Annotated in this window: 30 protein-coding genes; 5 read left to right on the top strand and 25 right to left on the bottom strand. The window is 55.2% G+C overall.

All coding sequences use genetic code 11. The annotated features are described in order from the left end of the window. Window positions 1-46: 46 nt before the first annotated feature. The 20 genes from ONZ54_RS11425 to ONZ54_RS11330 form a co-directional block, all read right to left on the bottom strand. On the bottom strand, window positions 47-3,661 hold the full coding sequence (locus ONZ54_RS11425; protein ID WP_271788211.1) for a curculin (mannose-binding) lectin protein: 3,615 nt from the start codon (window positions 3,659-3,661) through the stop codon (window positions 47-49). After that, window positions 3,658-4,041: a hypothetical protein gene (locus tag ONZ54_RS11420; RefSeq protein ID WP_271788210.1), complete on the bottom strand. Its 384-nt coding sequence runs from the start codon at window positions 4,039-4,041 to the stop codon at window positions 3,658-3,660. Before ONZ54_RS11420 ends, ONZ54_RS11425 begins: the two co-directional genes overlap by 4 nt. Next, window positions 4,041-7,607 (bottom strand): tape measure protein, encoded by a 3,567-nt coding sequence (locus ONZ54_RS11415; RefSeq protein WP_271788209.1) that lies wholly within the window; start codon window positions 7,605-7,607, stop codon window positions 4,041-4,043. Before ONZ54_RS11415 ends, ONZ54_RS11420 begins: the two co-directional genes overlap by 1 nt. Before the next feature lie 83 nt (window positions 7,608-7,690). Continuing rightward, window positions 7,691-8,467, bottom strand: a complete 777-nt coding sequence (locus ONZ54_RS11410) for a hypothetical protein (RefSeq protein ID WP_271788208.1) — start codon at window positions 8,465-8,467, stop codon at window positions 7,691-7,693. A gap of 92 nt (window positions 8,468-8,559) precedes the next feature. After that, window positions 8,560-9,309 (bottom strand): phage tail tube protein, encoded by a 750-nt coding sequence (locus ONZ54_RS11405; protein WP_271788207.1) that lies wholly within the window; start codon window positions 9,307-9,309, stop codon window positions 8,560-8,562. A 39-nt stretch (window positions 9,310-9,348) separates the two neighbouring features. After that, the gene (locus ONZ54_RS11400; protein ID WP_271788206.1) at window positions 9,349-9,771 is read right to left on the bottom strand and encodes a gp17 family tail completion protein; all 423 of its coding nucleotides are present in this window, start codon (window positions 9,769-9,771) and stop codon (window positions 9,349-9,351) included. Beyond that, on the bottom strand, window positions 9,768-10,325 hold the full coding sequence (locus ONZ54_RS11395; protein ID WP_271788205.1) for a hypothetical protein: 558 nt from the start codon (window positions 10,323-10,325) through the stop codon (window positions 9,768-9,770). Before ONZ54_RS11395 ends, ONZ54_RS11400 begins: the two co-directional genes overlap by 4 nt. Then, the gene (locus tag ONZ54_RS11390; RefSeq protein ID WP_265432607.1) at window positions 10,325-10,864 is read right to left on the bottom strand and encodes a head-tail joining protein; all 540 of its coding nucleotides are present in this window, start codon (window positions 10,862-10,864) and stop codon (window positions 10,325-10,327) included. The genes ONZ54_RS11395 and ONZ54_RS11390 overlap by 1 nt, the downstream gene beginning before the upstream one ends. 8 nt (window positions 10,865-10,872) lie before the next feature. Next, window positions 10,873-11,184 (bottom strand): head-tail connector protein, encoded by a 312-nt coding sequence (locus tag ONZ54_RS11385; RefSeq protein ID WP_234578276.1) that lies wholly within the window; start codon window positions 11,182-11,184, stop codon window positions 10,873-10,875. A gap of 2 nt (window positions 11,185-11,186) precedes the next feature. Continuing rightward, the gene (locus tag ONZ54_RS11380) at window positions 11,187-11,375 is read right to left on the bottom strand and encodes a hypothetical protein (RefSeq protein WP_271788204.1); all 189 of its coding nucleotides are present in this window, start codon (window positions 11,373-11,375) and stop codon (window positions 11,187-11,189) included. A 59-nt stretch (window positions 11,376-11,434) separates the two neighbouring features. Beyond that, a complete protein-coding gene (locus tag ONZ54_RS11375; protein WP_271788203.1) occupies window positions 11,435-12,721 on the bottom strand; it encodes a phage major capsid protein in 1,287 nt (428 codons plus the stop codon). Between the two features lie 68 nt (window positions 12,722-12,789). Continuing rightward, window positions 12,790-13,725, bottom strand: coding sequence for a S49 family peptidase (locus ONZ54_RS11370; protein ID WP_271788202.1), 936 nt, complete (start codon window positions 13,723-13,725; stop codon window positions 12,790-12,792). After that, window positions 13,713-14,966 (bottom strand): phage portal protein, encoded by a 1,254-nt coding sequence (locus tag ONZ54_RS11365; RefSeq protein ID WP_271788201.1) that lies wholly within the window; start codon window positions 14,964-14,966, stop codon window positions 13,713-13,715. The genes ONZ54_RS11370 and ONZ54_RS11365 overlap by 13 nt, the downstream gene beginning before the upstream one ends. Further along, window positions 14,966-15,154 (bottom strand): hypothetical protein, encoded by a 189-nt coding sequence (locus ONZ54_RS11360; RefSeq protein WP_033130572.1) that lies wholly within the window; start codon window positions 15,152-15,154, stop codon window positions 14,966-14,968. Before ONZ54_RS11360 ends, ONZ54_RS11365 begins: the two co-directional genes overlap by 1 nt. Beyond that, the gene (locus ONZ54_RS11355; protein WP_271788200.1) at window positions 15,148-16,869 is read right to left on the bottom strand and encodes a terminase large subunit; all 1,722 of its coding nucleotides are present in this window, start codon (window positions 16,867-16,869) and stop codon (window positions 15,148-15,150) included. The genes ONZ54_RS11360 and ONZ54_RS11355 overlap by 7 nt, the downstream gene beginning before the upstream one ends. Window positions 16,870-16,878: 9 nt before the next feature. Beyond that, window positions 16,879-17,310 (bottom strand): phage terminase small subunit P27 family, encoded by a 432-nt coding sequence (locus tag ONZ54_RS11350; RefSeq protein ID WP_271788199.1) that lies wholly within the window; start codon window positions 17,308-17,310, stop codon window positions 16,879-16,881. A gap of 149 nt (window positions 17,311-17,459) precedes the next feature. Next, window positions 17,460-17,840, bottom strand: a complete 381-nt coding sequence (locus ONZ54_RS11345) for an HNH endonuclease (RefSeq protein WP_271788198.1) — start codon at window positions 17,838-17,840, stop codon at window positions 17,460-17,462. An 87-nt stretch (window positions 17,841-17,927) separates the two neighbouring features. Then, window positions 17,928-18,467: a DUF2514 family protein gene (locus ONZ54_RS11340; RefSeq protein WP_271788197.1), complete on the bottom strand. Its 540-nt coding sequence runs from the start codon at window positions 18,465-18,467 to the stop codon at window positions 17,928-17,930. Beyond that, entirely contained in the window at window positions 18,467-18,958 is a 492-nt protein-coding gene (locus ONZ54_RS11335; protein WP_271788196.1) for a lysozyme, read from the bottom strand. The genes ONZ54_RS11340 and ONZ54_RS11335 overlap by 1 nt, the downstream gene beginning before the upstream one ends. A gap of 2 nt (window positions 18,959-18,960) precedes the next feature. Further along, on the bottom strand, window positions 18,961-19,170 hold the full coding sequence (locus ONZ54_RS11330; protein WP_271788195.1) for a hypothetical protein: 210 nt from the start codon (window positions 19,168-19,170) through the stop codon (window positions 18,961-18,963). 259 nt (window positions 19,171-19,429) lie between these two features. Between ONZ54_RS11330 and ONZ54_RS11325 the strand changes: the two genes are divergently transcribed. The 3 genes from ONZ54_RS11325 to ONZ54_RS11315 all read left to right on the top strand — a co-directional run bounded on the left by ONZ54_RS11325 (window position 19,430) and on the right by ONZ54_RS11315 (window position 22,244). Further along, the gene (locus tag ONZ54_RS11325) at window positions 19,430-20,245 is read left to right on the top strand and encodes a type IV toxin-antitoxin system AbiEi family antitoxin domain-containing protein (RefSeq protein ID WP_465248789.1); all 816 of its coding nucleotides are present in this window, start codon (window positions 19,430-19,432) and stop codon (window positions 20,243-20,245) included. Continuing rightward, window positions 20,238-21,164, top strand: coding sequence for a nucleotidyl transferase AbiEii/AbiGii toxin family protein (locus ONZ54_RS11320; RefSeq protein WP_271788194.1), 927 nt, complete (start codon window positions 20,238-20,240; stop codon window positions 21,162-21,164). The genes ONZ54_RS11325 and ONZ54_RS11320 overlap by 8 nt, the downstream gene beginning before the upstream one ends. A gap of 237 nt (window positions 21,165-21,401) precedes the next feature. Further along, window positions 21,402-22,244, top strand: coding sequence for an HNH endonuclease (locus tag ONZ54_RS11315; protein WP_271788193.1), 843 nt, complete (start codon window positions 21,402-21,404; stop codon window positions 22,242-22,244). 47 nt (window positions 22,245-22,291) lie between these two features. Here ONZ54_RS11315 and ONZ54_RS11310 read toward each other — a convergent pair whose 3' ends face one another. The 5 genes from ONZ54_RS11310 to ONZ54_RS11295 all read right to left on the bottom strand — a co-directional run bounded on the left by ONZ54_RS11310 (window position 22,292) and on the right by ONZ54_RS11295 (window position 26,186). Further along, entirely contained in the window at window positions 22,292-23,353 is a 1,062-nt protein-coding gene (locus ONZ54_RS11310) for a DNA-methyltransferase (protein ID WP_271788192.1), read from the bottom strand. Then, window positions 23,265-23,483, bottom strand: a complete 219-nt coding sequence (locus tag ONZ54_RS23275) for a Com family DNA-binding transcriptional regulator (RefSeq protein ID WP_101315174.1) — start codon at window positions 23,481-23,483, stop codon at window positions 23,265-23,267. Before ONZ54_RS23275 ends, ONZ54_RS11310 begins: the two co-directional genes overlap by 89 nt. Window positions 23,484-23,780: 297 nt before the next feature. Beyond that, window positions 23,781-24,212: a hypothetical protein gene (locus ONZ54_RS11305; RefSeq protein WP_271788191.1), complete on the bottom strand. Its 432-nt coding sequence runs from the start codon at window positions 24,210-24,212 to the stop codon at window positions 23,781-23,783. A 29-nt stretch (window positions 24,213-24,241) separates the two neighbouring features. After that, window positions 24,242-25,285: a hypothetical protein gene (locus ONZ54_RS11300; protein ID WP_271788190.1), complete on the bottom strand. Its 1,044-nt coding sequence runs from the start codon at window positions 25,283-25,285 to the stop codon at window positions 24,242-24,244. Beyond that, window positions 25,278-26,186, bottom strand: coding sequence for an MvdC/MvdD family ATP grasp protein (locus ONZ54_RS11295; RefSeq protein ID WP_271788189.1), 909 nt, complete (start codon window positions 26,184-26,186; stop codon window positions 25,278-25,280). Before ONZ54_RS11295 ends, ONZ54_RS11300 begins: the two co-directional genes overlap by 8 nt. Before the next feature lie 323 nt (window positions 26,187-26,509). On the opposite strand from ONZ54_RS11295, the gene umuD reads away from it, so the two are divergent. Further along, entirely contained in the window at window positions 26,510-26,821 is a 312-nt protein-coding gene (gene umuD, locus ONZ54_RS11290; protein WP_271788188.1) for a translesion error-prone DNA polymerase V autoproteolytic subunit, read from the top strand. Window positions 26,822-26,921: 100 nt separating this feature from the next. Beyond that, the gene (locus tag ONZ54_RS23270; protein WP_416995728.1) at window positions 26,922-26,990 is read left to right on the top strand and encodes a DUF4113 domain-containing protein; all 69 of its coding nucleotides are present in this window, start codon (window positions 26,922-26,924) and stop codon (window positions 26,988-26,990) included.

The raw sequence follows: 26,990 nt of genomic DNA, 5'->3' as shown, positions 1-26,990 counted from the left end.
GAAAAATAAGGGGTGGGGCGCTCTCTGCAAAAGAGTGCCCCACCTATTAGCGGTTGACGTTGCCGCGCAGTTGCAGCTCGAACTTGTCGCTTTCACTGGCCGCCACCGACTGCAAAATGGTGCGGATAACCCAGACCGGGAAGTTGGCCGATTTGGTGTTGAACCGCAGCACGTTGCCAGTGGCCCAACCTGTGCCCCAGCCCCGCTTGTCCAGCCGAAAATAGGGCTGGCCATTGTTGGGGTTGACCGGGGCAAAGTCGGTGTTCACGTCACCCAGCGCTATCTGGCCCACGTTCTCCCCGACCAGCACAAAGGAGGTGCTGGACTGGAAGATGATCGCCCAGCGCTCCTCTATGGTTGCCCGGTTGGTCACCACCAGAGGAAAGTCGGTGTCGTTGTACTGGGCCGTTGACTGGTCGCCGTCCACGTAGTCCTGCCACTTGTTCGTCCATACCTTCTGGTCGAACAGACTGGTGTAACGGGACCACAGATCCCCCATGATGAGCGCGCTCGACACATGGGTATCGGTGGCGTCATAGGCATGGGACAAGGGCCGAGCCAGGCGCAGCAGGCCGGAGATCTCCACATCGGTGACCAGGCTCATGTCCTCAATGCGATGCACCACCGCCAACGGCTCCACGTAGCCGGTCAGGTCCAGCGGGCTGGCCAAGGTGACGATCCCGCTGTCCAGGTTGACGCTGTAGAGCGCCTGCGCCAGTTGCTTGCCGTCCTTGTCCTCCACATGGGCATAAGCCAGCCGCTCACGGTTGGTATTGAGCTGCTGCCCCGCAGTGACCCCCATCGGGAAGGCACTGCGGCGGGTGGAATGCACCACGGCGATATTGCCCTTGCGGATAAACGGCACCCGGCCGTCAGACGGCAGCCGCACCGGATCCAGCCCTATGATGTCGGCATCGAGCGGCAGATAGCTGAACACCACGCAGTTGAACCGGATGGTGTCAGCCACCACGCTGATGGGCTTCCAGATCTTGCCATCCTCACCCACTGCCTCGGCGTCATACCAAGGCTGGCTTTCGTTGCCGGCGGCCGTGACCTTGCGGCCAAAGCGCACCTGTACGATGCCGGTCTGGTAGCTCACCCGGCCATCCATGTCGGTGGTGGTGAAATAGCCGTCCCCGTCTGCCGTGGCCTCGATACGGCGCCCGCTCGCGGTGTTGGCGGCGATGTAGAGGCTACCCGGGGCCAATGGGGCGCCCGGGGTACGGAAGGTCACCGCATCCACCGACTGGGCGCTGAACGAGGTGGCCAAGGATTGCAGCGCAGGCTGGGCCGCCTGCCCGGCTGCCCAGTCAGCCAGCACCGCCAACCCGTTGGAATAGTCGATGGTGCCTGCCTGAATGCCAGATCCGGTTTCAGGGTCAGGGTTGCGATAGAGCAGCCCCTGCCGGTCAACGTAGGTAGACCCGCCCAGGGTAAAGCGCATCGAGCCCTCCAGGATCGCCTCGGCAAAGCCGGGGGTCACGTCGATGCGCAGCGCCTGCGCGGTCAGGGTGGCATTCTGGGCCTGCGCACTGTTGTTGTTGCGGTAGGTCACATCCACCCAGCCCTGCTCACCATCGGGGAAGGTGTACGCCGTGGTGTGGTACTCGATCCCGATCATGGTCCAGCGCTGCACCGCCAGCAGGTTGTTGCCATCCCAGCGGGTGCCCACCGTCACCCAGGCATAGGTCGGCTTGGGCAAGGGGGCACTGCCATCCGGCATGAAATGCAGGGTGCCGGCCGTGTAGTCGATGGCACCCAGCTCCACCCCGCTGGCATCGCGCAGCTTGCCCTGACCGTCATCGCGCAAGGTGATGATGGGGTCGCGGGTCTCAATCACCAGCTCCTGATCGTCCACGTCAAACTTGTGGTACAGGGCATTGAACTTGACGAACACCGAGCCTGGGGTGAGGTTGGTCGCCCCACCGCCCGACCCGTCCAGGGTGATGGAGAGGTGCCCCACCTGCCCCGGTGTGCTCAGCCGCCCCGGTTCGATATGGCGCTCGGTCACCGGCTCACCGTACTGATACTGGGCCGCATACTCCTGGCCAAGGGCTGGCAGGGTGATGTGCTCCAGATCGATGATGCCCTCGGCATAGTTGATGGTGCCGGTGATGTCGCCCCGGATCTTGCCATCCCCCACCGAATCGTTGGCGGTCAGGCCCGCGCCCCAAGTCAGGATCAGGCTCTTGGGGGTGATCCCGGTGTGGGGCAGTTGCCAGGCGCTCTTGCTGATGCTGATCGCCTGGCCGCTGCGGTTGGTGTAGTTCACCGGGGTGGCCCAGCTGAACATGATGGAGGTGTCCACATCCGGCAGCGCCCCCAGGGTCAGCATGACCGAGCCGGTGGCCAGATTGATGGTGCCCGAGCCATAGGAGAGATCCGCCCCGCGCAGCTCCCCTCGCCCGTTGTCCTTCAAGTCGTACCATTTCCCCTGCGCCATGAATGACACAGTGGTGGTGCCAGGTGCCGGGGTCGGCATCAGGGTGATGGTGTAGGCATAACCGCGGTTGTTGGCCTTGACCTCGATCCGCGCCGTGTCGGCAATCCGTGATGGTCTGGCGGCTGGCCAGAAGCTCACCGTTTTGCTGGCCGCGCCGTAGTTCGGGCACTGGGCATTGAACTCACATTGACCACGGCCATAGTCGATGGCACCGATTATCGTCCCGGCCACCACCAGTTCGCCGCCCCGGTCGGTGATCACCGCCGCCCCTATGGTGATGGTCACTGTGCCTGGCTTGGCGCCGCTGCCAAGGAACAGGCCCCTGCTCGGGGCGATATTGGCGGCAGTGGTAAAGCTCACCAGCCCCTGACCAGAATCCACCAGACTGGCCAGCTCGCCGGCGGCGGTGAGATCCACGGCCGGGGTTTCACTGCGGGCCGCCGGCACCAGCTGGGTGAAAATGGTCTTGGCCTTCACCTGCAGGGCGCCGAACGCCGCATCTTCCGCCATCTTGGTGCTGGCATAGTAGTTGGCCGCATCGGCCACCACGGTTTCGCGCAGGCTGGTCTTGACGTTGGTCACCACGTCATAGGGGGTCGGCTGTTCCCCCTCGAAGGTGTAGCGCAAGGGATCGGCCAGGGTGCAGGTGATGACGTTGCGGGTGAACTCGGGCACCCCCTGCACCTGGAACTTGGCCAGCTGCTGATTCACTTCAAGGACGCGCACATACTGCTCGAACTCGCCGGCCTTGCCCTCGTTGCCGACCAGCACCAGGGTCTCGCCAATCTCTGGCAGGCGCACCTCGACCCGCTGGAAGAAGCGGATCGCCCGCTGCCCTTCCAGCTGGGTGTCGTAGAGAAACCCCCGCCACTTTGGCCCACGGGCCAGATAGCGCTCCACCACGTCGCGGGCTTTGTCGCGGGTGTCGTGGTGGTCTTTGGTGGTCATCAGCGCCAATCCCACATTGGGGTCGGTCGGCGGCAGCAGCACGGTGGCATTGGCCCCGAAATAGGTGTCGGTGTCGTCGGTCTGCACGGCCAGAAACACCTTGCGCAGATTGACCACACCATAGGCGCGGTCCAGATCGCTGATGTCGGGGAATATGCTGTTGTGCTCGCCGCTGACGATTTCCCTGCCGGTGAGGCGGCCCCCGCCATCGGTGGTATCCGTCATGCGCTGGCTGGCCATCAGCTTGATATCGCCGGAAAGAATAGTCATGGGGCTACCTCAATAAGGCGGAGAGTTATTTCATAAGGTGTCTGGTCATCCGGATCGGCAATTCGATAGAGCTGCTTTGCCTCAAAGCCCCCGCCACTTTCACGACGCCACAGTACGGTGAAATGACGTCCATTGAGCTCGAGCACCATTGGAGTTGATCGCACCGAAGCCAAGGCGTAAAGGGCGACAACAATCGATCGCTTCACCCATGAATCACCATCGGATCGCAACGTGATGGGCCGCCCCTCTGACTGAGCGGCCTCTTCCACGATGATTGCGCCTGATAAGGTCGGGGTGATTACCTGCCCGATAGGCTCCCATTCGAACTCATCACTCCAATCCAGATCATCGGGTAACTCAATGCCGGCTAGTCTGATCATCAGCTTCTCAGTCCTTGCTGTTTCAACAGGCGTAGCAAGGCATCCAGATTCTCTTCATCGGACTGGACTTCTGCATTGCCGGTGGGGGTTTTAAGATGAATGGTGACCGTCTTGCTGCTCGCAGCTTGACGTTGTTCATTCTGAGGCGGCTTGGGTTGGGCAGTTTCTACAGGTAGCTTATTGGCAACTTTCTCCACTTCTTGCTGCTGTGCCTTGTCGAGCTCCTTCTGTAGCTGAGCCCGCATTACCTCCATCTCCTTCTGGAACTTCTCTCCGTAGTATTTCGACCATTCGCTGTATGCCGGAATGTCTTTGACCTTCTGGCTGTAGCGGGCCAGCTCCTCTTCCACGCCTGCGAGCGTGCTGGCCAGGGCATCGGCGTTGCCGCGTAACTGGTTGATGTCGACAGTTTTGTAGTAGAACGAGCCTGCTGCTACCGAACGAGTATCGGTAGGTCCTGTGCCTGTATTAAGGGAACCACGGCTGCTGATGGCATCTTCCACATCTGACTTGGTTTTCTTAGCCTCCTCCTGCACACCTTTGAGGTTCTCCCTCATGGTGTCGGTTGCACTCTTCGACTTGTCTGCAGCAGTGTTGAAACCATCCCCAATCTCCGCTGCTTGCGCCTTGGTCTGCCGGATCTGGTCATTCAGATACCCAAGTCCGCGCCCTTGCTCCTGCGCCGAGATCTTTCCGGCCTGCCCCAATGACAGCCAGATCCGGCGTAACTCCTCGAGCTCTTGCGCCGTATCAGCCTTATTGACGGCCGCCTTCATGGCGGCAGCAATATCGAGGGAAGTGGCATTTACATCGGTGGCCACTGCGCGGAAGGTATCGATCGTCTGGCGACCCACCGCATCAATGCCGGTATGAAGCGCTTGATAATCAACCCCCAGGCGCCGCAGCTTTTCTGACAGCACCGACTCAGTGATCTGAGCCGTGCTGATGACACCATTTTTCATGGTGTCAAAAGCCGCCATTGACTGGACTTTCAACACTTCGAGATCCTGCAGGCTCATGTCCTGCAGGCTCTTGCGAAGTCCTGCGTCAATCTCGACCTGGGTGACCTTGCCCTGTTCACGCAAGGTGTCGAGTGCCAAGGTGATGTTTTGCAAGGAAGTCGGGTCTCCCATTTGCAGACCCTTGAACATCTCGTTGATCCCGGTAGTGGTCTCCTTACCTTTTGCCTTGAGCATGTCGAAATCGGCCACCAGCTTGGCCACAGCCGGACGAGTCTTGGCGTCGATTGCCTGGCCGGCCATGTCAGCTCCTGCCGCCAGGTCGAGAAATCCCTGCCGCATACTGGCCAGAGCAGTATCGGCCTCATACTGCATGGCCTCAGCCTTGAGGCCCGAGGCTTCGAGCGCCTTTTGCACCTGCAGCTGACCGGTCAGGTATTCACGGTGACCCTGTAAGCGCTGTTCATAGGCCGCTCGTTCAGTGGCTGAGAGGTTGGCCACTTCCTGCGCAGTGAGGATCTGCACATTTTTGAACTCATCAAACTGCGCCATGGTGGTCATACCCTGACGCTGCAACTGGGCAAAGAAGGCGCGAGACTGCTCGGCAACCCGCAACTCAATCTGGCCGGCTTCGCCCATTTTGGCAGCCCAGATCCCGGTATCTTCGGCCAACTTGGCTAACCCCTTGCCTCCCTCATAGACCAGCACCGATAGGCCCGCCAACAAGGCACCATTGCCCAAGGTCAATGCAGCCAGAACGCCCTTGAGCTTTACGGCCTTCTTACTCGTTGAGTCGAGTTCTTTGCCGGCTTCCGCTGTCGGCTGTACAACCCCTGTTTTCATCGCCTGCCCGAAGCCAAGCAGTTGGGAACTCCACTGGATCACCTTCATGGTGCCCCAGACCTTCACCACCAATCCGATCCCGTCTCTCATCTCGACAAGGGTTTCGGTGATCCCACGAATGGCAATGGCGCCTGACTTCATGCCATCCGACACGCCTTGCGCCCAGTCAGCCAGACTGCCATCTGCCGCGGCAGCTTTGATCTGGGCTGTTACCTCTGCCAACTCAGATTTGATGAAGGCAAAAATCCCCGCATCGGCTACAGCCAGTTCGACTTGGTTCAACTGCTCTAGGAAGTTCGACCATATCCCACTGAAGGTAAGCGCCATCTCTTCCGAAGCGCCGGCCGCATCCTCACCCATCGCCTTGATCAGCAGCTCAATCTCGTTACGCCCCAGCTTGCCTGCCGTGGCCATGGCGATGATCTCGTCTGTGGTCTTGCCCATGGCTTTCGCCAGCAGTTTGGCCGCTGCCACCGAGCGCTCATTGAGCTGGTTCATCTCCTCGGCTTGCAGCTTGCCTTTGACATAGGCTTGCCCGAGGGCAGTAATGATCCCTTCCAGATCCTGATAAGTGCCGGCCGTCTTGGCGGTGTAATTGGCCGTTGCCTGCAGTACCCCGTTATAGGGATCCAACCCGAAGTTCTTTGCCTTGATAAAAGCGGTGGTGATCTCATTGAGCTGGAACGGGGTTTTCTCGTTGAACTCCCACAACCAGGACAGCGCCTTCTCGCCACCGGCCGCACTGCCTTCCACACTCTTGAGTGATACGCCCAAGCGCTCTATCTCGTCAGCCGTTCTGACCATCCCGGTGGTTCGGGCGACCAGTTGGTCAAAGCTGAGATAGGCTGCAGCTACACCGGTGATCTTGCCCGCCAGGGAAGCCCATCCTTGCTCACCGCTCTGAACCGCCTCATGCAGTTGTTCGGTGTTCTGTTCAGCCTGTTTTGCTTTCTTGCTGTATGCCTCCATGCCGGCAGCAGTGGAGCGCAGTTGCGTTGCCTGTCCAGCAAGCTGGCTCTTCAGGTACGCCACCTGGGCCCCGGCCTGTTGGCTGGCGGTTTCAATCCGCTTCTGCTCGCTGGCCAGCTTGCGGGTGTCGACCCCAGCCTCGGTCAGGGCGCGGCGCAGCCCGTTGAGCGTGCTGTTCTGCCGCTGATACTGACTATCAAGAGACTGCACTTCCCGACGAGCAGAGTTGAACTCCCGGGCCTGTTGGCGCAAAGCCTTCTCGCTGGCGTCCAGCCCGTTCTTGAGGGCATTGGTCTGGCTCGCGCTCTCTTTGTACTGGTCCCCTAGCAGGCGAACCTGATCCCGCGCATCCTTGAGCGCCTGGCGCTGTTCCTTGGTGACGCTGGTCGCCTCACTATTGGCCTGGCGCAGCAGATCCACCTTGGCCTTGGCTTCCGCATGAGCGCTCGCCAGCCGTTCGGTCTCCTGTCGACTGGCACTGTAGGCGGCATTGGAGGCCGTCAGCTCTTTCTTGGCATCCGCCAGTGCCTTGCCCATGCCGGTGGCACGGGTGCGGGCAGCCTCGAGCCCCTCACCCAGATCGGCAGTGCTGCGCTTGAGGTTGGCAAACTGGGTCAGGGTGGCGTTCTGCTCACCAAGACGCTGCAGCTCATCCCCCAAGCCGCCAACCTGTTCACTGCTCGATTCGGTCTCACCACCGAGGGTATCCACCTCGGCGATGAGCTTGCTGATCTCGGCCAGCCCCTCAACGGCGGCGCGGATCCGCAGCTGGATATCGGTATCGTTGCTGGCCATGGGAATCCTCAGAAATGAAAAAACCCGCCGAAGCGGGTGAATGTAAATAGATACAACTATTAAATTAATTTATAAAAAATATATTATTTTCTTGGTGACCTGTATTCCTTTATTTTTATATCTTCATCACCAGAAACTATTTTCACAGAACGACTCAAAGGATCCCACATGAAATTTTTCCCACCATAGAACCCTAAATGCCGATCTTTCTCCATAATACTACTATTAACGCTGCCATTTTTTTCAGATGAGTAATCCACATAATTAAACTTCTTTCCGCTTATAATATTTACAGATTTCGTAAACCCAATAGTGAAGCACGCAAACGCTAATGTGACAAGCGTGACAATTGTTAATCCTATTGCATACTTCCTAGCATTTAATTCATCTGCAAATCCTTTAACTACCATATACAAGTAGGTTAGCACTGCTGAAAATACGACAGTGGCCCATAAAACTAGAATGATGTAACTATCATATTTTATTACTAGATCAGGGCGTTCATTTATAAAAACGAAGGGGCCACAGAAAGAAAACAAAAAAAATACGTATATTATCTTTATATGTTTTGTTAGAAAAACTGTTAGCTTACTATGTTGCACTGGAACAACTTCATCAGAAAAACGATTAACAAACAAATGAGTAATTACTTGCGAGGATGCGATTCCGAATGAAAACATAATACTTGGAACTGATGATTTGGCTACATCTACCACACCCATATAGTCAAATATATTTATTGGAAACAAAGCCCAAGACCCAAATACATAAGCGGCACCAGCAATAAATAGATATATAGTTACTGAATATATTAACAATGGGAAATGTTCAATGTTCTTGACTTCATAGCTCTTGCTCACAATATCACCACTCAGTGTTATTAATAAGCTAACTATATATTAAATGAGCGGCTGAGTCCCTCAGTGAAAGGAACTCAGCAATCAACAACTTTTCAGTTGAGGATTTCCATCCGATACGGCTCGGATTTACCCGGCTGAGTCACCAGCGAGCCCTCCAGCTCCCCTTCCATAAACTCGCCACTCATCAGCGCCAGGGCGCCCTGGGCGGCCAACATGGCCTGGTCGATGGTGACGCGAACCCGCTGGCCGGGGTTGGCCAGGTTCTCGCCGTCGATCAGGAAGTAGCGCGGCTTGAGGGTCTCGGTGGTGCCGGTGTAGGTGGTGCCGGTCACGGCCGCCTTGGTGTAGCTGACCTTGCAGGCCGCAGCAGCCTGATCGCTGATGGCCATGACCATGTTGCCGTTTACCTGGTAATCGGTGTCGAGTGCCAGAGCTGTACTGCCAGCACTGAGCTTGATGGTAATGGTGCCCGGCTTGATAAAGGCGGTGGCGAGTTCGACCCAACCCAACTTGCTTAGCGTGACCAGCTCATCCACCACCGGAGCCTCGGCCTGGGTGAAGGCTACCTGCTTGCCGGCGATAGCATCTGCCAGCAGTTGCTTGGTCATGGAGTCCCACTTCAGGGAGAGCTTGGCCGGGTCTTTCGGCAGTTGGACCGAGTCCAGCGCCTGTCCGAAGGTGCTGCGCTTCTTGGAGATGCGCGACTTCTCCTCGGTGGTCGGCGGGGTAACGGTGATCTCGTTGACGTTGATGGGGCCAATCAGGGGCCCTTTGACACCGTTGTTGATTTCGGCGATGTAGACATCACCGGCCAGCAGCAGGCCTTTGTCGGTAAATGACATACTTGGATGCTCCTATGGTATCCGGATGGTAGTGCCGGCCTAGAGGCTGGCGGTGTAGGTGAGGCTGAATTGGATGGAGGTCAGTAAGGTATCGCTGCCGATTTCTTCGGGTTCCAGATTGATGGTGCCTACCGAGATGGAAAGCAGCGTCGTGCCCGGCAGAGGGATCCCCGCAGTAGACGGCACCAAGGCGGCCAAGACGTCAGAGAGCAACTGGTCACGCCCTGGACGCCCGTCACTCACCGGTTGGTAGAGGTCCACCTGAATGCTGCGAGTGCGCTTCCACTCCCGTCCCCGCCGCTCCGGTTTACCCTCAGACAGCTCCCGAAAATGTGCCAGCGGCAATGAGGTATGCTGGTCGATCTGTGGGTCGCTATCGCACACCCGGTCTTCAGGAGAGAGTGCAGGTACGCTGCGCAACTTGGCCAGCAGCGCATTGATGATGACGGTCGCTTCGGTCATGTCACTCTCCTGGTGAAGGTGCTGGCAAGGTTGGCTTGCAGCTCGTCAAGGAACTGCTCGGTGATGATGTCGTTCCACCAGCCCCGCAGGCCCACACCACCCGCCATCACCAGCCTTGGCTTACCGGCTTTCGCATACCGGATCATCGGGCGGCGCTTCTTGCCGTAGGGGTTGATAAAGCCGTAGACCTGCACGCGCTTGCCGCCCCGCAGCACCCAGACGCTGGCCCGGGTGCCGGTGCCATCGGTACGCTGACTGGCAAATTTGACTCGGCTGAACGGGATCTTCTTCAGGTCCAGGCTGATAGTGGCAACGTCGTTGCTGGCGTTCGCCTTGTCGAGCCGGATCCGCGCCCTGACCGAGGCTGTATTGAAACCATCCGCTGCGATCCGGTTCACGATGTCACCCCGGGTGTTGGCAGCCACTTCATTGACCACGGCCACCAGCTGCTTGCGGATCGTGGCTGGGAGCGCCTTGAATGCATCGACGCTCTCGCTCAGGCCGGTGACGTTGATCGCCCTGGCCCTGCGCTTGCGGCTAATCCCCCCCGGCATCAGGCCACCATCACTCGGAGCGTGGTGCCGTTGTCACTGCCCTCAATCAACCCATCGATACGATATTGCCGCCCACGCAAGGTGATCTGGTCACCCTGTCGTGCAAAGGGGTGTTCGAGCTCAGGCAGGATCAGGTCTATCTGGTGCCGCGGTTCGCTACGGGCCCCGACCATCACGTTCTCAGCCGCCAAGAAGGCGGTGACCGGATAAGGTTCGCCCTGCTTCGGGGTGTAGGTCGCTGGCTCACCGGAGAGTTTGCGGGCCGAGATCTGCAAGGCACCAGGCGAGCTGGCGGTGTCTTCGATCAAGTACCAGCAGGCATGACCCTTCAGCAACTGCCCGGGCAGGATATCGCCCCGTGCCCGCACCGTGATCAGGGTCGAGCCGGTGGCGTAGATGCTGGCCTGGGCCTCGCGGCCTGCGGCTTTGGGGTCAATGATTTTTGCCCACAGTTTGCCAAGCGGTGGCCATACGGGGGGCGATCCGCTGGCGGCACCAAAGCGCATCAACCGAGTGTCGAGTTCGCCACTTTTAAGCATGCGTCCCCCTAGCCCACCACGATTTCACGATAGGGATGGATCAGTGAGTCATACGCCAGCGGTAGAGTCGTGGCGATGGTGCCCGTCACCACGGCCTCCCGGTTGGTGTACCAATGGCCGATCAGTAGCAAGGCCGCCAGCTTTAGCGCAGGAGTAAGAGGCTGCCCCTCCTCCCCTGTCGCCACTAGTGGCTTGTTGATGTCGGACTGGATGTGGCTGATCGCCGCTTCAATCAAACCGGTCAGCTGCGCATCTTCGTCTGTCATCTCCGGTTCGATACGGCACTGTGCCTTGGCTTCAGCCACGGTGATCAGCAACATGCTTACTCCTTACCTTCTGCCGCAGCGCCACCTTCGGTTGGCGAATAGAGCACGGCTACGCCACCTTCGATCAGGGCCTGCGCCCTGGCATCGTCAAAACCAGTGATGTCGCCGGGGCTGTAGTTTTTGAAGGGGCGGGTGACCTTGATAAGGGTCAAAACGGACTCTTCCGCCTTTACGGGTTTGGCCATGATGGCTCTCCTGTGCAGTCATTGAATAGCAGGGACTGCAAGGCAGCCCCTGTTCTGGATTACCAGGTCACTTCGGTGCCCAGCACCAGCCCTTCAACGTGACGGAAGCCCACATCGTGGTTGCCGACCAGACGGATCAGGGACTGGTTGCGGGCGAAGGAGCTGACCAGCTCGCCGGCGGCATCCACATAGGTGGCCTCGCGGCTGAAGTCGATGGTCATGTTGTCCTGCTCGCCTATCACCACATCGTTCCAGTCAGCGAAGTAGATCTCCGTCTGGTTGGTTCCGGTACCCAGGTTCACCGGAATGGTGTTGGTATGGGCGACCGGGTAGCCCTTCAGCAGGCCTTGGGCCATCTCCGGATAGACCTTGTTGCCGTTGCCATCGCGCAGGCCGAACAGCTTCATCCAGGAGCGCGGGCTCATGCCCCAGCCCGGGTTGATCATCATGGAGTCGGAGCTCATCAGCTTCAGGATGAGCAAGTCGAGGTAGGCATCGATGGTGGCCAGATCTGCCGTGCCGGTCCAGGCGACAGTGCGGCCCGCGTCGGTGGCCACTTTCTTGAAGCCGATCGGGGTATTGTTGCTGCCATCATCGCGCAGGAATGCTTTGTCCTCACGACCGCCCATGGCGGCGAGCATGTCACCCAGCACCAGTTGTTCGACGTTGTACCCGGCACGCCCGACCAGCTGGTTGCTAATCGGCACCAAGGTGATCATGGTCTTGGCTGCGAGTTTCACATCATCGAAGCTGCCACCGGTGGCCTTGGCATCAACTCCTTCCCCCACGTAGCTGGAGGTGGCCCCACCGGACATGCGCGGCATGCTCAGGTTGCCGTTGGGAAGCGGCACAGGTCGGGCACCGAGTTTGCGCACGATGGTGCGCGGGCGCAGCAGCTCGATCACCTCAGAGTGCAGGTTCTCTGGGATGATTGCGCCACCGGAGCCGGCTGCAGTGCTGATGGCCATAGCAATCCCGGCGTCTCCGATCTCGTTGGCGGCAAACAGCTCGGCCAGCTTCATGTCACCCTCACCGGCCGCAACAGCCATGGCGAGGCGAGCCATGCCTGCGCCGGGGTACTGCTTGAGTTCTTGTTTCACATGTACTGCCGGGGGAGCCTGGGATCCGTGAGCATTGACCGGCACGGCCTGCTGGGCCATCAGTCGCTCGGTGCTCTCTTGGCGAGCAATGGCGGAGCTGATCTGGTTCGCTTGCGCTTCCAGATTGGCAAACTGGGCCAACTGCTCGTCACTCAAAGCAGTACCGCTCGCTTCCAGATCGGCAAGGGCTTTAATCTGGGCGACGATTTCGCCACGCTCGCGGCGGAGGGTTTCGATAGTTTTCATCGAGTGGTTTCCTTTGGGTATAAAAAAAGCCCCTGATGGGGCTTATTGGGATGGGCTCCGCCGCAGGGCTAGAGCAGGTTCTGCAATTCGATGGCCCTGGCCCGCAAGCCGACAGACTGTTGAGGTTTACCCTGGTTGGCCACGCTGGCGGCAAGGGCGTTGAGATAATCCTGGGGATTGGCCAGTTCGTCGGCCATGCCATTGGCCACGGCTTCACTGCCGCTGAAGAGGGCCGCTTCAGTGCCCTGCACTTGCTCTGCTGACAAGCCGCGATATCGAGCGACCGAGCTCACGAACAGCTCGTAGGCCTGATCCATCCGGTGGTCGATGGCGGCCATCGCTCCATCGGAGAGGGGCTCGTGTGGGGTACCGTCCTTCTTGCGCTCGCCGCGGTAGAAGGTGGTGAAGGTGAGGCCCACCTCCTGCTCCCACTTGCTCACTTCCATGTGCTCCATGATGACGCCCACCGAGCCGCAGCCGCCGGTCTCGCTCACCACCACCTTGGTGCAAGCGGCAGCGATAAAGTAGGCGGCCGAGTAGGCGGCAAAGTTGACCAACGCGGTGATCGGTTTGACGCTGCGCTTGGAATAGATGTATTCCGCCAGCTCCTTGCAGCCCACAGCCATGCCACCGCCGGAGTTGATGTCGAGCACGATCTCCTTGACCCGTTCGTCAGCCAGCGCGGTGGCGATCTGCATCCTCACCCACTCGTAGCTGGTCAGCTCGGTGCAGGTGGCATCGATGTGCCCACGCCGTGCCATCAGGATGCCGTGTACAGGGATCACCGCAAGCCCGCCGATGCGGTTCTTGAACTCGCCCTTGGCCTCCAGCGGAGCAGGCTCGAACCCGTCCGGCAACTCGTCGGCAGCCATGATGTCTCGCTGGTTGCCCAGCATGCGTGGCAGCAGCAGGCTCTTCACCCCAGCCAGTACATCCTGGGTGGCATAGAGGGGTTGGCCAAACGCCATGCTGGCCAGATGGGGGTAATTGATCAGCTTCGGCATAGGATGGCCTCGATCTCGTTGAGTTGTTCGGCGCTGGCTTTGGTGATGCCGGGCGGAAGAGAGCCGGTGCTCACCATGTTGAGCGGGGTCAGGTAGATATCTCCACCTGCTACCGGCGGCAGGTTCTCCAGTCGGCGGATATCGTTGACACTCATCCAGCCCCACTGGCGGCCGAGGGCATAGGCCTCGTAGCGGGACTTCTGATCAGCCCGTAGCAACCCGGAGACGTTGAACTCGATGTAGAGATTCTTGCGCTCCGACGGCAATAGCAGGTCGCGCATCATGGCGCCTTCGATCCGCTTGACCCACGCCAGCAGGGTGTAGATGACAAACTGCAGCCCCTGGTGCTCGATGTTGTTGTTGGTCGCCCGCTCCAGTTCGCCAATCATGTGGGGCGGCACCTTGTAGAGCCGGCAGATCTCGTTGGCCCCGTACTTGCGGGACTCCAGCAGCTGCGCCTGCTCGTTGTTCATGGCGAGCTGCTTGTACTGCATGCCCTCCTGCAGCATGGCGACCGAGAAGGCGTTGCGCAGCCCTGAGTGCCGATCGACAAACTTGTTGAGAATGGCGTCGAGTTTCTCTTGCGATTCGATCGCCTTGGCGGTCGCTGGCCTTTCGATCACTCCGGAGAGCGTGGTGCCGTTGGCAAACACCCGTCCCGCATGCTCATCCACCGCCATGGCGAGTCCGATAGTGTCCGGGTTGGTCTGGATCGGTGACAGCCCCAGGTAGCCGTCAAGACTGAACGCCTTGACGTGGTGCACCATCCTCATCGGCAAGATCTGGTTGCTGCCGTCCAGCAGTTGGTAATAGGGCAACCCATCCGGCCCCTTAAGCACCGCTACCTTGTCCGGGTTGATGGGAATGAGCTCGGTGATAAAGCCCCGCCCATCCCGATCGATCAAGCTGTAACTGTTGCCACGCAGGCCCAGGTGACCCATGCGTTGCTCATTGAATTCAAACGCTGTGTCTTTCTGGTTCGGCTGGTTGTGGATCAGGTCGTACAGCGGGTGGTCAGTTGCACGCAGCCGCTGGTCATCATCTCGACGGTAGAGCTCACAGGGGAGCTGCGCCACGGACTCGGCCAGCAGGGTGACACAGGCACGCACTACCCCTTGCGCCAGGGCAGTCTCCGGCGTGACCAGCACCCCGGCTTTGGTCGTCTTACCCGCCATGCTGCTGATCCACTGACTGAAGTTGCCGCCCTTGCGCCCGCTGCCGAACATCATTGGCAGGAACATTAGCTATCCCCCTTGTGGCGTTTGGCGAACTCGGCGGCAGCCACTGCTCGACTCATCATTAATGACCAGATCAGACAGAGCAGACCGCCCACTATCCAGCCAAGCGGCGGGGCGTAGAGGCTGGCGCCATAGGCCAGCGCCGCAGCCCCCAGCAGGCCCACGATGAAAATGAAAAGTTGTGTCAGCATAAAACGTCCGAGGTTTCGTAGATGGAGCGGTCATCGCCGCGATCCGGCACCATGGCGCGGGCGATGGTCATGATCAGCGCCACCGCGCCGTCTATCTTCTGATCCGCGCTCTCCTTGATCGGGCGCACCATGTCATCGTTTCCGGGTAGGTTCTTGCCGATCACATTGCCGATACACCAGGTCATCAGGCTGTTGCCGTCGTGGTGGAAGCGGCCGGCCTGGATCGCAGCCTCCAGCTCCTTCATCCCGGCGGACATGTTCTGATAGTTCTGGGTGATGGTGATGGGGGTCATCCCCTCATCTGCCAGCGAGTGAGACAGGGCAATTGCCCCTGCCGGATCGAGTGGAGCCTCCAACACCTTGTTGGTCAGGTTGGCCTCTTTGGCCTCTTCGAAGATCTCGCGATAGTCGATCTCTGCCCCATCGGTGGTGCTAAGCTCGCCCAGGTTGACCCACTTTTGGTATCGCTCCGCCAGACGCCGGTTATCGCTATCGAACACGGTATCTTCCGGCACCCAGAACCTGGGGTCGACCGAGTAGTAGTGGCGCTTGCCGTCGATATCGCGCCAGAACAGCCGTGCCATGGAATTCATGTCGAGCTTGCGGGCTAGGTCGAAACCGAGGATGCACTCGTCACCGTCGAACTGCTCCAGAGTGAGGCTCTTGTCCTCGCAGGCAGCCCAGCGCTGCATGTTGTAGAACGCCGTCTTGGCCGAGACCCAGACGTTAAGGTGTTTGGTTTTGAAGGTGTTGGCAAAGCGGGCCGACTTGATCGCCTTGGCCTGCTGCGCCTGGAGATATTCGGCGTAGACAGAGACCCCCATGTTGGGGTTGGCCTTCGCCAGTACCTTGGGGTCTGTCCAATCATCGCCTTCGTCGATGGTGTAGATGATCCCGAACAGCTCATCGTCCGGCACCGTGCCGGCCAGCATCTCGATCACCTCCCGCCGCTTGTCATAGCAGGGGCCGTCGATGTTGTAGCCAGAGGTGGTGATGGCCCACATCAGTGGTTGGAGGCGGGCCCCCATACCGGTGATCATGGTGGTGTAGAGGTCGTCGCTGTCATGCTCGTGGTATTCGTCCACGATGGCGCAGGATGGCGACTGACCGTCACCCGGGTTGCCAATCAGCGGCTCAAAGCGAGCGCCGTCAGCAGGGATATTCAGGTTGCTGGCGTTGACCTCTATGCCGTAGTGGTCGAGCAGTGCCGGAGTACGCTTGGCCATCAACCGAGCGGGGCGAAACACCTCCCATGCCTGCTTCTCAGTGGTGGCGCCGGAGTAGACCTCGGCACCGAATTCGTTATCTGCCGCGAAGCAGTAGAGGCCAACCGGAGCGGAGAGCGCCGACTTGCCATTCTTGCGGGGGATCTCGTTGTATACCTCGCGAAAGCGACGCAGACCGCTACCCTTGCGCACCCAGCCGAACACGCAGCAGATGATGAACAGCTGCCACGGCTCGAGGTTCAAGGTTTGACGCTTGAGGGCCCACTCCCCCTTGGTGTGGGGCATGAGCTGGATGAACTTGGCGGCCCGCTCGGCTTTGTCCTTGTCAAAACGAAACCGGAACTTGGCCGACTTCTCTTTGGCCAGATCATCGAGATGACGCTGGCAAGCCTGGATCACGTAGCGGCAGGCTGGGATGTTGCCACGCACCACATCGCGGGCGTAGCCATTGGCCACGTTGACATAGGGATAGCTTTTGCGTGCGGCCATAGTCCATCCCTACAAAGCAGCGAACGGGTTGCCTCCTCCCTTCTTCTTGTTGCCGCCGATCAGGCGCGAGCGGCTGGAAGGGTCCAGCCCGAGCAGGGCCCCGTATGTGGTCATTTGCTTGAGTGATTCGTTGGCAACGGTACAGGCTGGATTCTTGACTGGACCACCTGTGGCACCTTCAACCACCAGGCCGTGCCTGGTGATCTCGATCTCGGCTCTGCGCCAGCGGGAGTAAGCGGCGCAGAATGCTTCGAGATTGTGCAGATCGGTGATGCACAGTACCTCGGCGGCGCACAGCTCTTTGATCACCATGTCCCACAACGTGGGGGCCCACTGGTCTTCTGCCAGCCACTCTGGGCAAGCGACCCCGATCAAAGGGGTAAAGGTAGGTTCGTTTTTGTTCAGCGCCCGCTTGCCGGCATTGCCCCCCAAGCGCTTCAAGGCCGTCGGCTTGGGCTTCCTACCGCGCCCGGGCACGGTAGCTGCACCGCCCATCGCGCCCTCCATTTAAATTTTTAATTTCGCGGGTATAAAAATTTCGCGGGGCGGAGCAGTGGGGGAAGCAAAAAGCTGGAAGGATTTGATCCCCCCTACCCCCTTTGGCGCCCAGCCTGGCGGGCTGCCAGTGCCTCTGTCCGTGTCTTGGTGTCGTGGCAATGGTTGCATATGCCCTGCAGATTGGACTCCGCATCGGTACCGCCCGCGGCCTTATTGACGATGTGATCCACTTGGGTTGCGGGTGTCACAATGCCAAGGGCAAGGCACACCTGGCAGAGGTAGTTATCCCTCACCAAGATCCGCTTACGCAGTTTGCGCCACGCCCAGTCATAGCCGCGATCTTCCGCGCTGACCTTTGCCACCTTCTTCCAGCCATCGAGCAGATGAACATGGGCAGGACAGTAGCCATGGCGCTCAGTTGTTAGCTGGTGACAGGTACGCTCGCGGCAAACCTTGGGGACCCGTGCTGGCATGGCAGCTACCTGCTTGGTGCTGCACCGGCACACATTAACGCGGAGCGACCCGCCATCTTGGAGCGTGACTCCTGTGCAGCAATTTGGTTAATGGGACAGGGTCAGGGAGAGATAGGCTCTTTCGCAGGCAAGACCTGCTGTTCTAGCTCGGTCATACGCTCTAGCCAGCTCTCCCGCTCGCGCATCAGCCCGGCCGAGCAAGTCGGCGAGCACCACGGCGGGCTGTCTGGCTGCATCGCCTGACTGGGTAACGCTGGAATGGCTGGCGCACTGGCTGGCTCTGGTTGCCAAGCGGCGGGCTTGCTCGAGCACCCCAGCAGCAACAGCACTGGCAGCAGCGGCATCAGTTTCAACCCTGGCGATTTGTTGTTCCGCATCTTGCCTCACCTTTTCGATAGCACGCTGGCGACGCTGCTCTTCCTCATGCGCCAGTTGAATATTCTGAGCTCTAGCCTCTGCAAGTTCTGCAGACTGCCTGTCCCATTTTGCCTGCCAGGTCTTGCGCTCAGCCTCTTCACCGGCTGAATGACCTGACTGGTAAAGGGCCACGCCACCACCGGCCAATGCAGCAATCACCAGTGCGCCGACCAGAAAGGAGATCGCGTTGCTTTGCGGGAACAGTGCCATCACATCCCCTTACACTTGGCGTTGAGGCGCAACCGGTCTTTCCAAAGCCCAGGGCACACTCGATTCCCTGGCACCGAGCAGTCCTGCTTGCCGGCACGCTTAAACAGTAAGATGGCTTCACAGGCTCCAGGGTAATCGCCAACGTTCAGGCGTCTCACGATGGTGGATCGGCAAAAGGCCCCGGGGCCGATGTTATGGGCAAGCTCGACATAGGCGTCATACTCGAACTGATAGAGCGATACCGAGATGCAATCCTTCAAGGCGAGCTCGAACGACCGCACCTCCCGCAGGCTCCGGTTGATAGCTTGCAGCGGGGTGATGGTATCGCCCATCTTCACCCCCTCGGTGCTACCAAACCCCAGCGTCGGCAGCGCAGTCCCGTGAACCGGGTCGGGATAAGCCACCGGCTCATAGCCCTCTCGATTCAAGAGCCCCACAAACCCGGCCGCACTGAGCGTCAATGCAGCAATGGCAATGCGAACCTTGCTCATCACTAACCACCCTGCCCAGAACGGGGACGAATGATGTTTTGCCACAAGAACCAGCCCATCTGGACCACAATCCATAAGAGCGTAGCCACCAGCACCCAGTCATTGAGCGAGTAGCCGGCAAGCGTCATGCTGGATACTAAAACCGGAGGCCCGGACTTCACTGCTGTGCCACCAAGGGCTGCCACGGTGGCCATGCTTTCCTCTTTGCTCATCCGAACCCCCAGAAACGAAAAAACCCCTGCAAAGCAGAGATTTAGACGTAGAATGCAAAAAGGACCGCCCCCTTTCAGGTGCAGTCCTCCATCATCAGAATCTACGTTAGCAAAAACTGCTAGCGATTGTCCAAGACAATATTTCTATGCCCAGTACCAATCGTACCCTACACAGCCAACCAGCGGTTTGTAAAACGTGAAATATTAACACCTGAGGTGCTATAATGCCTGAAATGTTAAACCAAAAGTTTATAGTTTCATGAAAAATGACACCTCAGGCGTGAAAATATCATCAAAGATAAACTGGTTAGCTAACCACGCCCCACCCGGTTCGTTGGTGCTGCAACCATGGCTCATAGAAAACGGTATCAGCTACTCCTTGGCATCTAAGTATGCAAACAGCGGTTGGTTGAAAAAAATGACCAACGGCGTCTACTACCGCCCTAATCCCTATCAGAATTCACTACCTGATTGGACTGATGCTCTCGCAGCCATCACCAATCAACTGAATCGCCATCCCCACATAGCAGGTCTCACAAGCCTGAAATACCAAGGACTAAGTCACTATCTGCAACTCGGAAAAGAGCAGGTCTGGCTCGGTGGTGAGAGTAAGAGCTCTCTCCCAGCATGGTTTCGTGAGTTTGACTGCTCACCCTGGTTGTTTATCGGCACATCGAAACTGGCAGAGCAAAGCGAAAAAGATTTCACACTGATCACTGTACAGGGCAAAGAACTCCGAGCCAGCTGCCCCGAACTCGCCGCATATGAGGTAGTAAACGCGATAGGTAAACATATCAGCTTTGAGCATGCTGCGGAGCTGTTTCAAGGATTGACTAATTTGAGTCCTCGTAAAGTGCAATCCATATTGACACGGAGCAAAGCAGTCCAAACCAATCGGGTATTTCTTTTTCTCTCCCATTATTATCGCCATCAGTGGACAAAGAGACTCGATGAAACCCAGATCACATTGGGAACCGGCAAACGCCAAGTTGTCGCACAAGGGCGGTTAGAACCTCGCTATCAAATAACCGTGCCAGAACCTTTTTTCGTAGCATCAGAGATCGATCATGAATAAAGACTCCGTCTATTACCGACAGGTAGCATTACTGCTCAAGATGCTGCCAATCATCGCCAATGAGAAGATGTTTGCCCTAAAAGGGGGAACTGCTATCAATCTTTTTGTACGTGACTTCCCCCGACTGTCTGTTGATATCGACTTATCCTATCTGCCACTAGAGCCTCGAGAAGAAGCGATAGCCAATGTCAGGGCCGCATTGCAGCGCATTGTCGAACAAGCGAATAGCCAGAAAGGCCTACAAGCCCGTCTTCAAGACAATAACGGGGATGAACTCAGGATTATCGTCACAGGCGCAGCGACGATCAAAATCGAACTCTCGCCAGTTGCCCGAGGCACACTACATGACCCCGAGGTGCTTCCTGTGGTTGAAGATGTCGAAACTGAGTTTGGCTACGCCGAAATAGCAGTTGTCAGCATGCCTGACCTTTACGGGGGCAAACTCTGCGCTGCAATGGACAGACAACACCCACGGGATCTGTTTGACGTCCGAATGCTATTGGCTGCAGAGGGGATAACCCGGGAGATATTCGTGGGCTTCCTCGCTTACACACTGGGCCATCCCAGACCTATCAGCGAAGTGATGGACCCTAGATGGAAAGATCTCTCTGACGCGTTTCAACAGGAGTTTGAAGGAATGACTAACGAGCCTGTCACCTTGGAGGAGCTGCTTGAAGTCCCCGAAGCAATGTTTGCCGCTTTAAAAGCCCAGTTTATCCCACGCGATAAAGACTTTCTCCTATCCTTCAAACGAGGAGAGCCTGACTGGACACTGTTTGATGTACCTACCGCAGAGCAATTACCCGCGATTCGATGGAAACTACAGAATTTGCAAAAGCTACGAGACAAGAACCCAGAAAAACATCAAGAGGCATTGGTAAAACTCGATAATGTTTTAACGACATGGCTTGTTAAATAGTCCCTTCAGATGAAAGCCGCACCATAAGTGCGGCTCCAACGTTACACCTAACCACCTCTTCCAGGAACATTCAGGTAACGCGGTTCTCCAGCTCCACCCCAACGTGATCGCGACTTATTCCAGGGCAAGTCACAATTGACTACTTTCCGGCTTGCGATCGACATTCAGACTCACGTAACCTCAGTAAAAATATCTGATAAATCAGCTCATTCACTAAGCAGCCTGAGAGCAATCCACGTGATCGTCCCAACTCATCCATTCATCATCGGTAGCATTTACAACAGACGACTTAATATCCATGGGCCCTTCAAGGGGCAACAACAAGGCGGGATATCCACACCTGCCTCAGTGCCCTATATTTTTGCCTTTACCAGCGATTCTGGAGCTGCATATGGATATCACGACAAGCCAGGACCAGACGGAACATTCTGGTACACGGGTGAAGGGCAAACGGGCGATATGCAAATGGTTCGTGGGAACGAAGCCATTGCCAGTCATGCAGCTCATGGCAAGATCATTCTTCTGTTCGAATATCAGTCAGACAACAATGTCCGTTTTCTCGGTGAAGTCGAATGTTTAGGACATCATACTGAACTACGACCAGACCGTAATGGGGTTCCAAGAGTGGCAATCATCTTCCACCTTGGGTTTCTCGCTCCAATACAAAATGGGAACCAAATTCAAACGCCACAGGCCAGCTACACAGTACTCAAGAAGCTACCATCCAAACTCTCTTTGGCACAGCTCAGGGCTCTTGCGCTGACAGATGCACCGAGTAATGCCCCTCAACAGCAAAAGTTAACCAATGTAGCGTTACGTTCTGAAGCCATTAAGCGCTATGCCCTTGCAAGATCTAACGGCAATTGTGAAGGCTGTACACAACCAGCCCCATTTCTCAGTAAGAAGGGCCCGTTTCTTGAGGTTCATCATGTGTTTCGGCTTTCAGATGGTGGACCTGACCATCCAGCAAATGTGATCGCATTGTGCCCTAATTGCCATCGCAGAGCGCACCATGCTATTGATTCAGATGCCTTCAACAACAAGCTCATCAACTGGTTAGCTGTACATGAAATTCAATAATTACGCTGCCTGCCGACACGTCCCCGTCGGCAGGCAGCCTCTTAACGCTATTTACCCGCGCCTATCAACGCCTCCACCTCCGCACAGGTCTGCAGGTACCGCGGCCTCTCAAGCTCCACCCCGATAAACCGCCGCCCCAACCTGATCGCCGCTTTGCCGGTAGTGCCCGACCCCATAAAGAAGTCTGCCACCACATCACCAGGGCGGCTGCTGGTCCGGATGATATGCTCCATCATAGCCAGTGGCTTCTCGCATGGGTGCTTACCCGGATAGGCCTGCACGGATGGGTACAACCACACATCGGTAAACGGCACATCCTGGGTTACAGAGAACGGCCGGCGCAACTGCTCATACTCCGCACGCAACTCATCATAGGATGCCACCAGATGGCTATAGGTCTGGTGCAACCCCTGATAGGTCTCACTCAACCCGGCATAATCCTTCCCAAGTGCCCTGCCCCGCTCTGCAAACAGCACCTGCAACTGGGCATACTGCTCTCGGCTCGGCAACTGCCACTGACTGGCACTGAACCAGTGGCCAGCCATCTTGGTACCGGTTACGCGGTTGATATCGGCAGCACTGACACCGGTCACCTCACGGGCATAGCGGAAATACTCAATCAGTGGGGCAAACACCTGACGACGCAGATCATGGCATGCCTTCGCATAACCCGATCCCGCCTTGGCACTCCCCTCCGCCCCCACCTGCTCAGCAAAGATGATCCGCTCACTCGCCGGCCAGTACGCTCGCATATCGGCCTTGCACATCCGGTTCCATACCCCTGATGGCTTGGCCCACACGATATGGTTCAACACACGGAAGCGATCCCGGATCAGCATCTCCACATCCGCATTCATCCGCGGTGAACAGAACAGGTATACCGAGCCATTGGGCTTGAGCACCCGCCGAAACTCCACCAGGAAGGCATCGAGCCAGGCCAAAAACTCAGCCCCACTCTCCCACTGGTTGTCCCACGCCTCCTGCTTCACCCCAAAATAGGGCGGATCAGTCGCGATCAGATCAACGCTTGCCGCCGGCAGCGTCTTGATAAACTCCAGCGAGTCCGCGTTCACCAACCGCACCCACCCGTCCTGTAATTGTTTTTCCATGACTACCTCCAAGCAGGGGCTCAGAGGCACTCGCATTGTTGATGGCCTTACAACGGGGACACTTAATGTCGATCTGCCCCACAAAATTTGCCAATTTCTTACCGCAATGGCCGCATCGTAATTCGTACATATGCTCAGGGGTCCTTAAGCGTGATAAGCTCACCCCGCTCTGCAGAGCAATGGTGGCCTTGGCTTAGCCCGTGACCTCGTGCATGTGGCTAGGTGGCCTGTTGGTGTTCACGCACCGCCAGGTCGCCACTATCTCTCAGGCAACAAAAAGCCCGCCACATTGCTGTGCGGGCTTTGTTTTTCGTGCAATGAAAAAAGGACTGAACCCGTTAGGGTGCAGTCCTCCATCATTAGAAATAACATTAACAAATTTTGTATTATTTCTGCAACTATTATAAGCTTGCCAAAAATAAAATTGTTAATGAGGTGAGCACTCATCATCAGATGGCTCTAACACCTTCGTTACAAGAGTTGTTCCTGAGAATAGATGTAATTCATCTTCATCAGATGGCTCTATAGTTTCTGTTGTCCATGTGAGGCCGAAACCTCTGGGCGCGATTATGCCAGAAAACCTATCTTTTTTAACTCGTGATATTTTTGCGAAACTATCACTCAGCTCATCACTATCGCCACTCTCGATAACATTTGTTACTAATGTTGATTGAGAAATACATAAATAATCTTCATCGGAATTTTCTATTGTTTCTGTTATTTTAGTGCTAGTTGTAAGTATAACACTATCATCATCACTACTTTCCATAGTAAATGTTTGTGTTGTCACATCAACCTGTACGATTTGGTTAGTCTGCTTACATTCATCAAAAATGAAATTATCATTACAAATCTTCATTACTTTACTGTAATTAAGAACATATGGCCTCATTTCCCCACCCTCTTTAACTTCACTATTATAACTTCTGAGTTTACGACTTTATTCTCTAAGCTGATTTCAACAACTCGCGCTGGATCAGACACCGTCGTTGTAATGAAATCACGAATAATCGCCCCTTTTTTCTCACTTTTACAATTGATTATAAATACTTTTTCGGAACCTTCGTTTATTTTATTCATAAGTAACATAAACTCTGATTTCTGGAACTCTCCAGCTTCATTAAAAATCAGAAATTCGTTATTATGATGTGTGGTATTACCCTTGAAAAGATCTGTTTTATCCCCTATAGATAAAATTACCAAAACCAAAATAGACACAACAAGGCTTCTTGTAAAATACTTTTCAACATTGCCAACATAGGATGTTATTACATCTCCTTCATTGTTAGTTGAATACCAATCTCTGTAATATGCGCATGCTAACTCCTTTATACTAGTATCATTTTTAATGCTGCCGAATGACGACCTGATATATCCCCTAATTGAAAGAGATGATTTAATAAAGCAAGCGCAATTAAATGCATTATATCCAACAAAAAATGTCAAAAAGAACAACCAATAATTTATTGTTGCTAGACTTACAACCTTACCAATTAAATATAAAACAAAACCAAAATAGACAAGTACAATAGCAACGTACATATTTGTTTTATTATATCCACTAGCAATTCTAGCTTGATTCATGGATATTTTATCTTTTAAAAACTCAATTTGATTTCTGATTAGCCCATCATCTAACCCTGATATAAAATTTTTATAATTGGTTACTTTTTCATTTACAATTTCTTCTGAATTGATTTTGCACACTGAATCAAAATCAAGTAAGTGAAAAAATTTATACTTTGCTTTACCGTTATTTGTTTTTACTCTTGTAAAGAGATAGAACTTCCACTTCCCAAGTGGAAGTTCTAATAGTGAAATTCTTTTTGTATAATCTGCACTAACAGATCCGAAAAGTTCGTCATCAGAGACATGTATAAATGGCGACCAATTTAACATGTTTAATATGAATTGACATAGTTGCTTACGCATTCAGGTAACCTACAATACTTTCAGATATTGGCAATCCTGTTTCAAACTCAAGCCAAGCCCACTGCCCATTAGAGTTCATTTCCAAAAAATACCATTCGTTTTTATATACGATGAAATCAAAACAACCAAACGCCATTTCAGTTTTCTCTAAAAACAATAAGCAACTACTATATATGTTATTTGGAATTTCACATATACTGTAATTGACTTTATTCCCAAATCTTCTCCAATCTACAGGATCTTCAGAATCGATTCTTACAGAGAAGGCTTTTTTGCCGACAAATGTAACCCTAACCTCATAATCTTTATTTATAAACAATTGAAAATATGCAGGTGTATACTTTAGATGTGATGTGTCATATTGTTCATCATAGATATTAGTTTGAACGTATTCTTTATGCTCTTTGTCAGTGATCGTACCTACTGATAATGGTTTGACTATAGATTTTTCTTTACAAAAATTTTTTACAGCATCGGCACTGTTACTTATTAACAACTTTGGCAAATTAAATCCAACCTCATTAGCAATTAACGCTTGAAATACTTTATTCCCAGCCCGCCTCATAGAAGAAGGTCGACTTAAACATTTACCAGAAAAGTATTCTGCTATCCCCTCAACCAAGGAGTATGACTCTCTAAATGAAAATTGATGATATTTCTCTTCATAAACCCCCGTGAGGTCTTCCTGAACCGGCTTTCGAAAGTAGATTGACATACAAGTATTACTACAAACTTCTCTATATTTATTTTTAATCAAAAAATGCTCAGATGAAATAGATATTTCATAAGATGAAAACATATCAACATTAAAACGAAAAAAAACCAAATCTTTATATTTTGATATCAAATAGTCGCAAGTTAAATCATGACTACTTGTGATTACTAGTATTACATTTTTCAAAGTTATAACCTTATTTAGCAGATATGCAGGATACCTACTATTGAGTTAGAGTCCCAAGTTAACAAGCCGACCAACAACAACGACCGCCCTAGACAAGGTGCAGTCACCATTTGGATATCATAACTATTGAATAGCGCAAATAAAGTGTCAGTATCGAAAAGTTTGCTACAGATCAAGCATAAGTACGCAAAACACGGTCGTTTACCTTTGATTGCGACCCAATTGACGCCCCATGCAATTACTGAGCAATATCGCTACTCTGTATAAAAACAGTAACTAGCGAGCTACCATGTTTGCCACCCCACACCCAACTCCGGACAGCATTGAGCAGCCTCTTTAATCTGTCACCTGTCGTATGCGGCTTTCCCAGCCCGGTGCAGGACTACATCGAACAGACCATCGACCTGAACCAGCTCTGCATTGAGCACCACGCGGCCACCTTCTATATCAGGGCCAGTGGTCATAGCGTGGTGCAAGCGGGCATCAATAATGGGGATCTGCTTATCGTGGACAGAGCGATCAAGGCCAGCCATGGCGCTATCGTACTGGCCTGCCTCGATGGTGATTTCACAGTCAAGAAGCTCCGTGCCCTGCCCTGTTGCCGGCCAACCCTGACTTCCCCCCTATCTATCTGAGGGAAGGGCAAGAGCTGGAGATTTTCGGGATAGTCACCTTCGTGATCCACAAGACCAAGCTGGGGTAAGCCATGCCCAATGCCATTGCCCTAGTGAATGGATGATGAAGCGCGAGCAGCTCAGCCCACGCTATACCACAGTGCTGACAGAACTGCCGGTGGTGGGATGA

This window comes from Aeromonas salmonicida, assembly GCF_028355655.1.
GTDB classification, from domain to species: Bacteria; Pseudomonadota; Gammaproteobacteria; order Enterobacterales; family Aeromonadaceae; genus Aeromonas; species Aeromonas salmonicida.
Note: the sequence above shows the minus strand (reverse complement) of the source record. Positions and strands in the feature narration are given on the sequence as shown.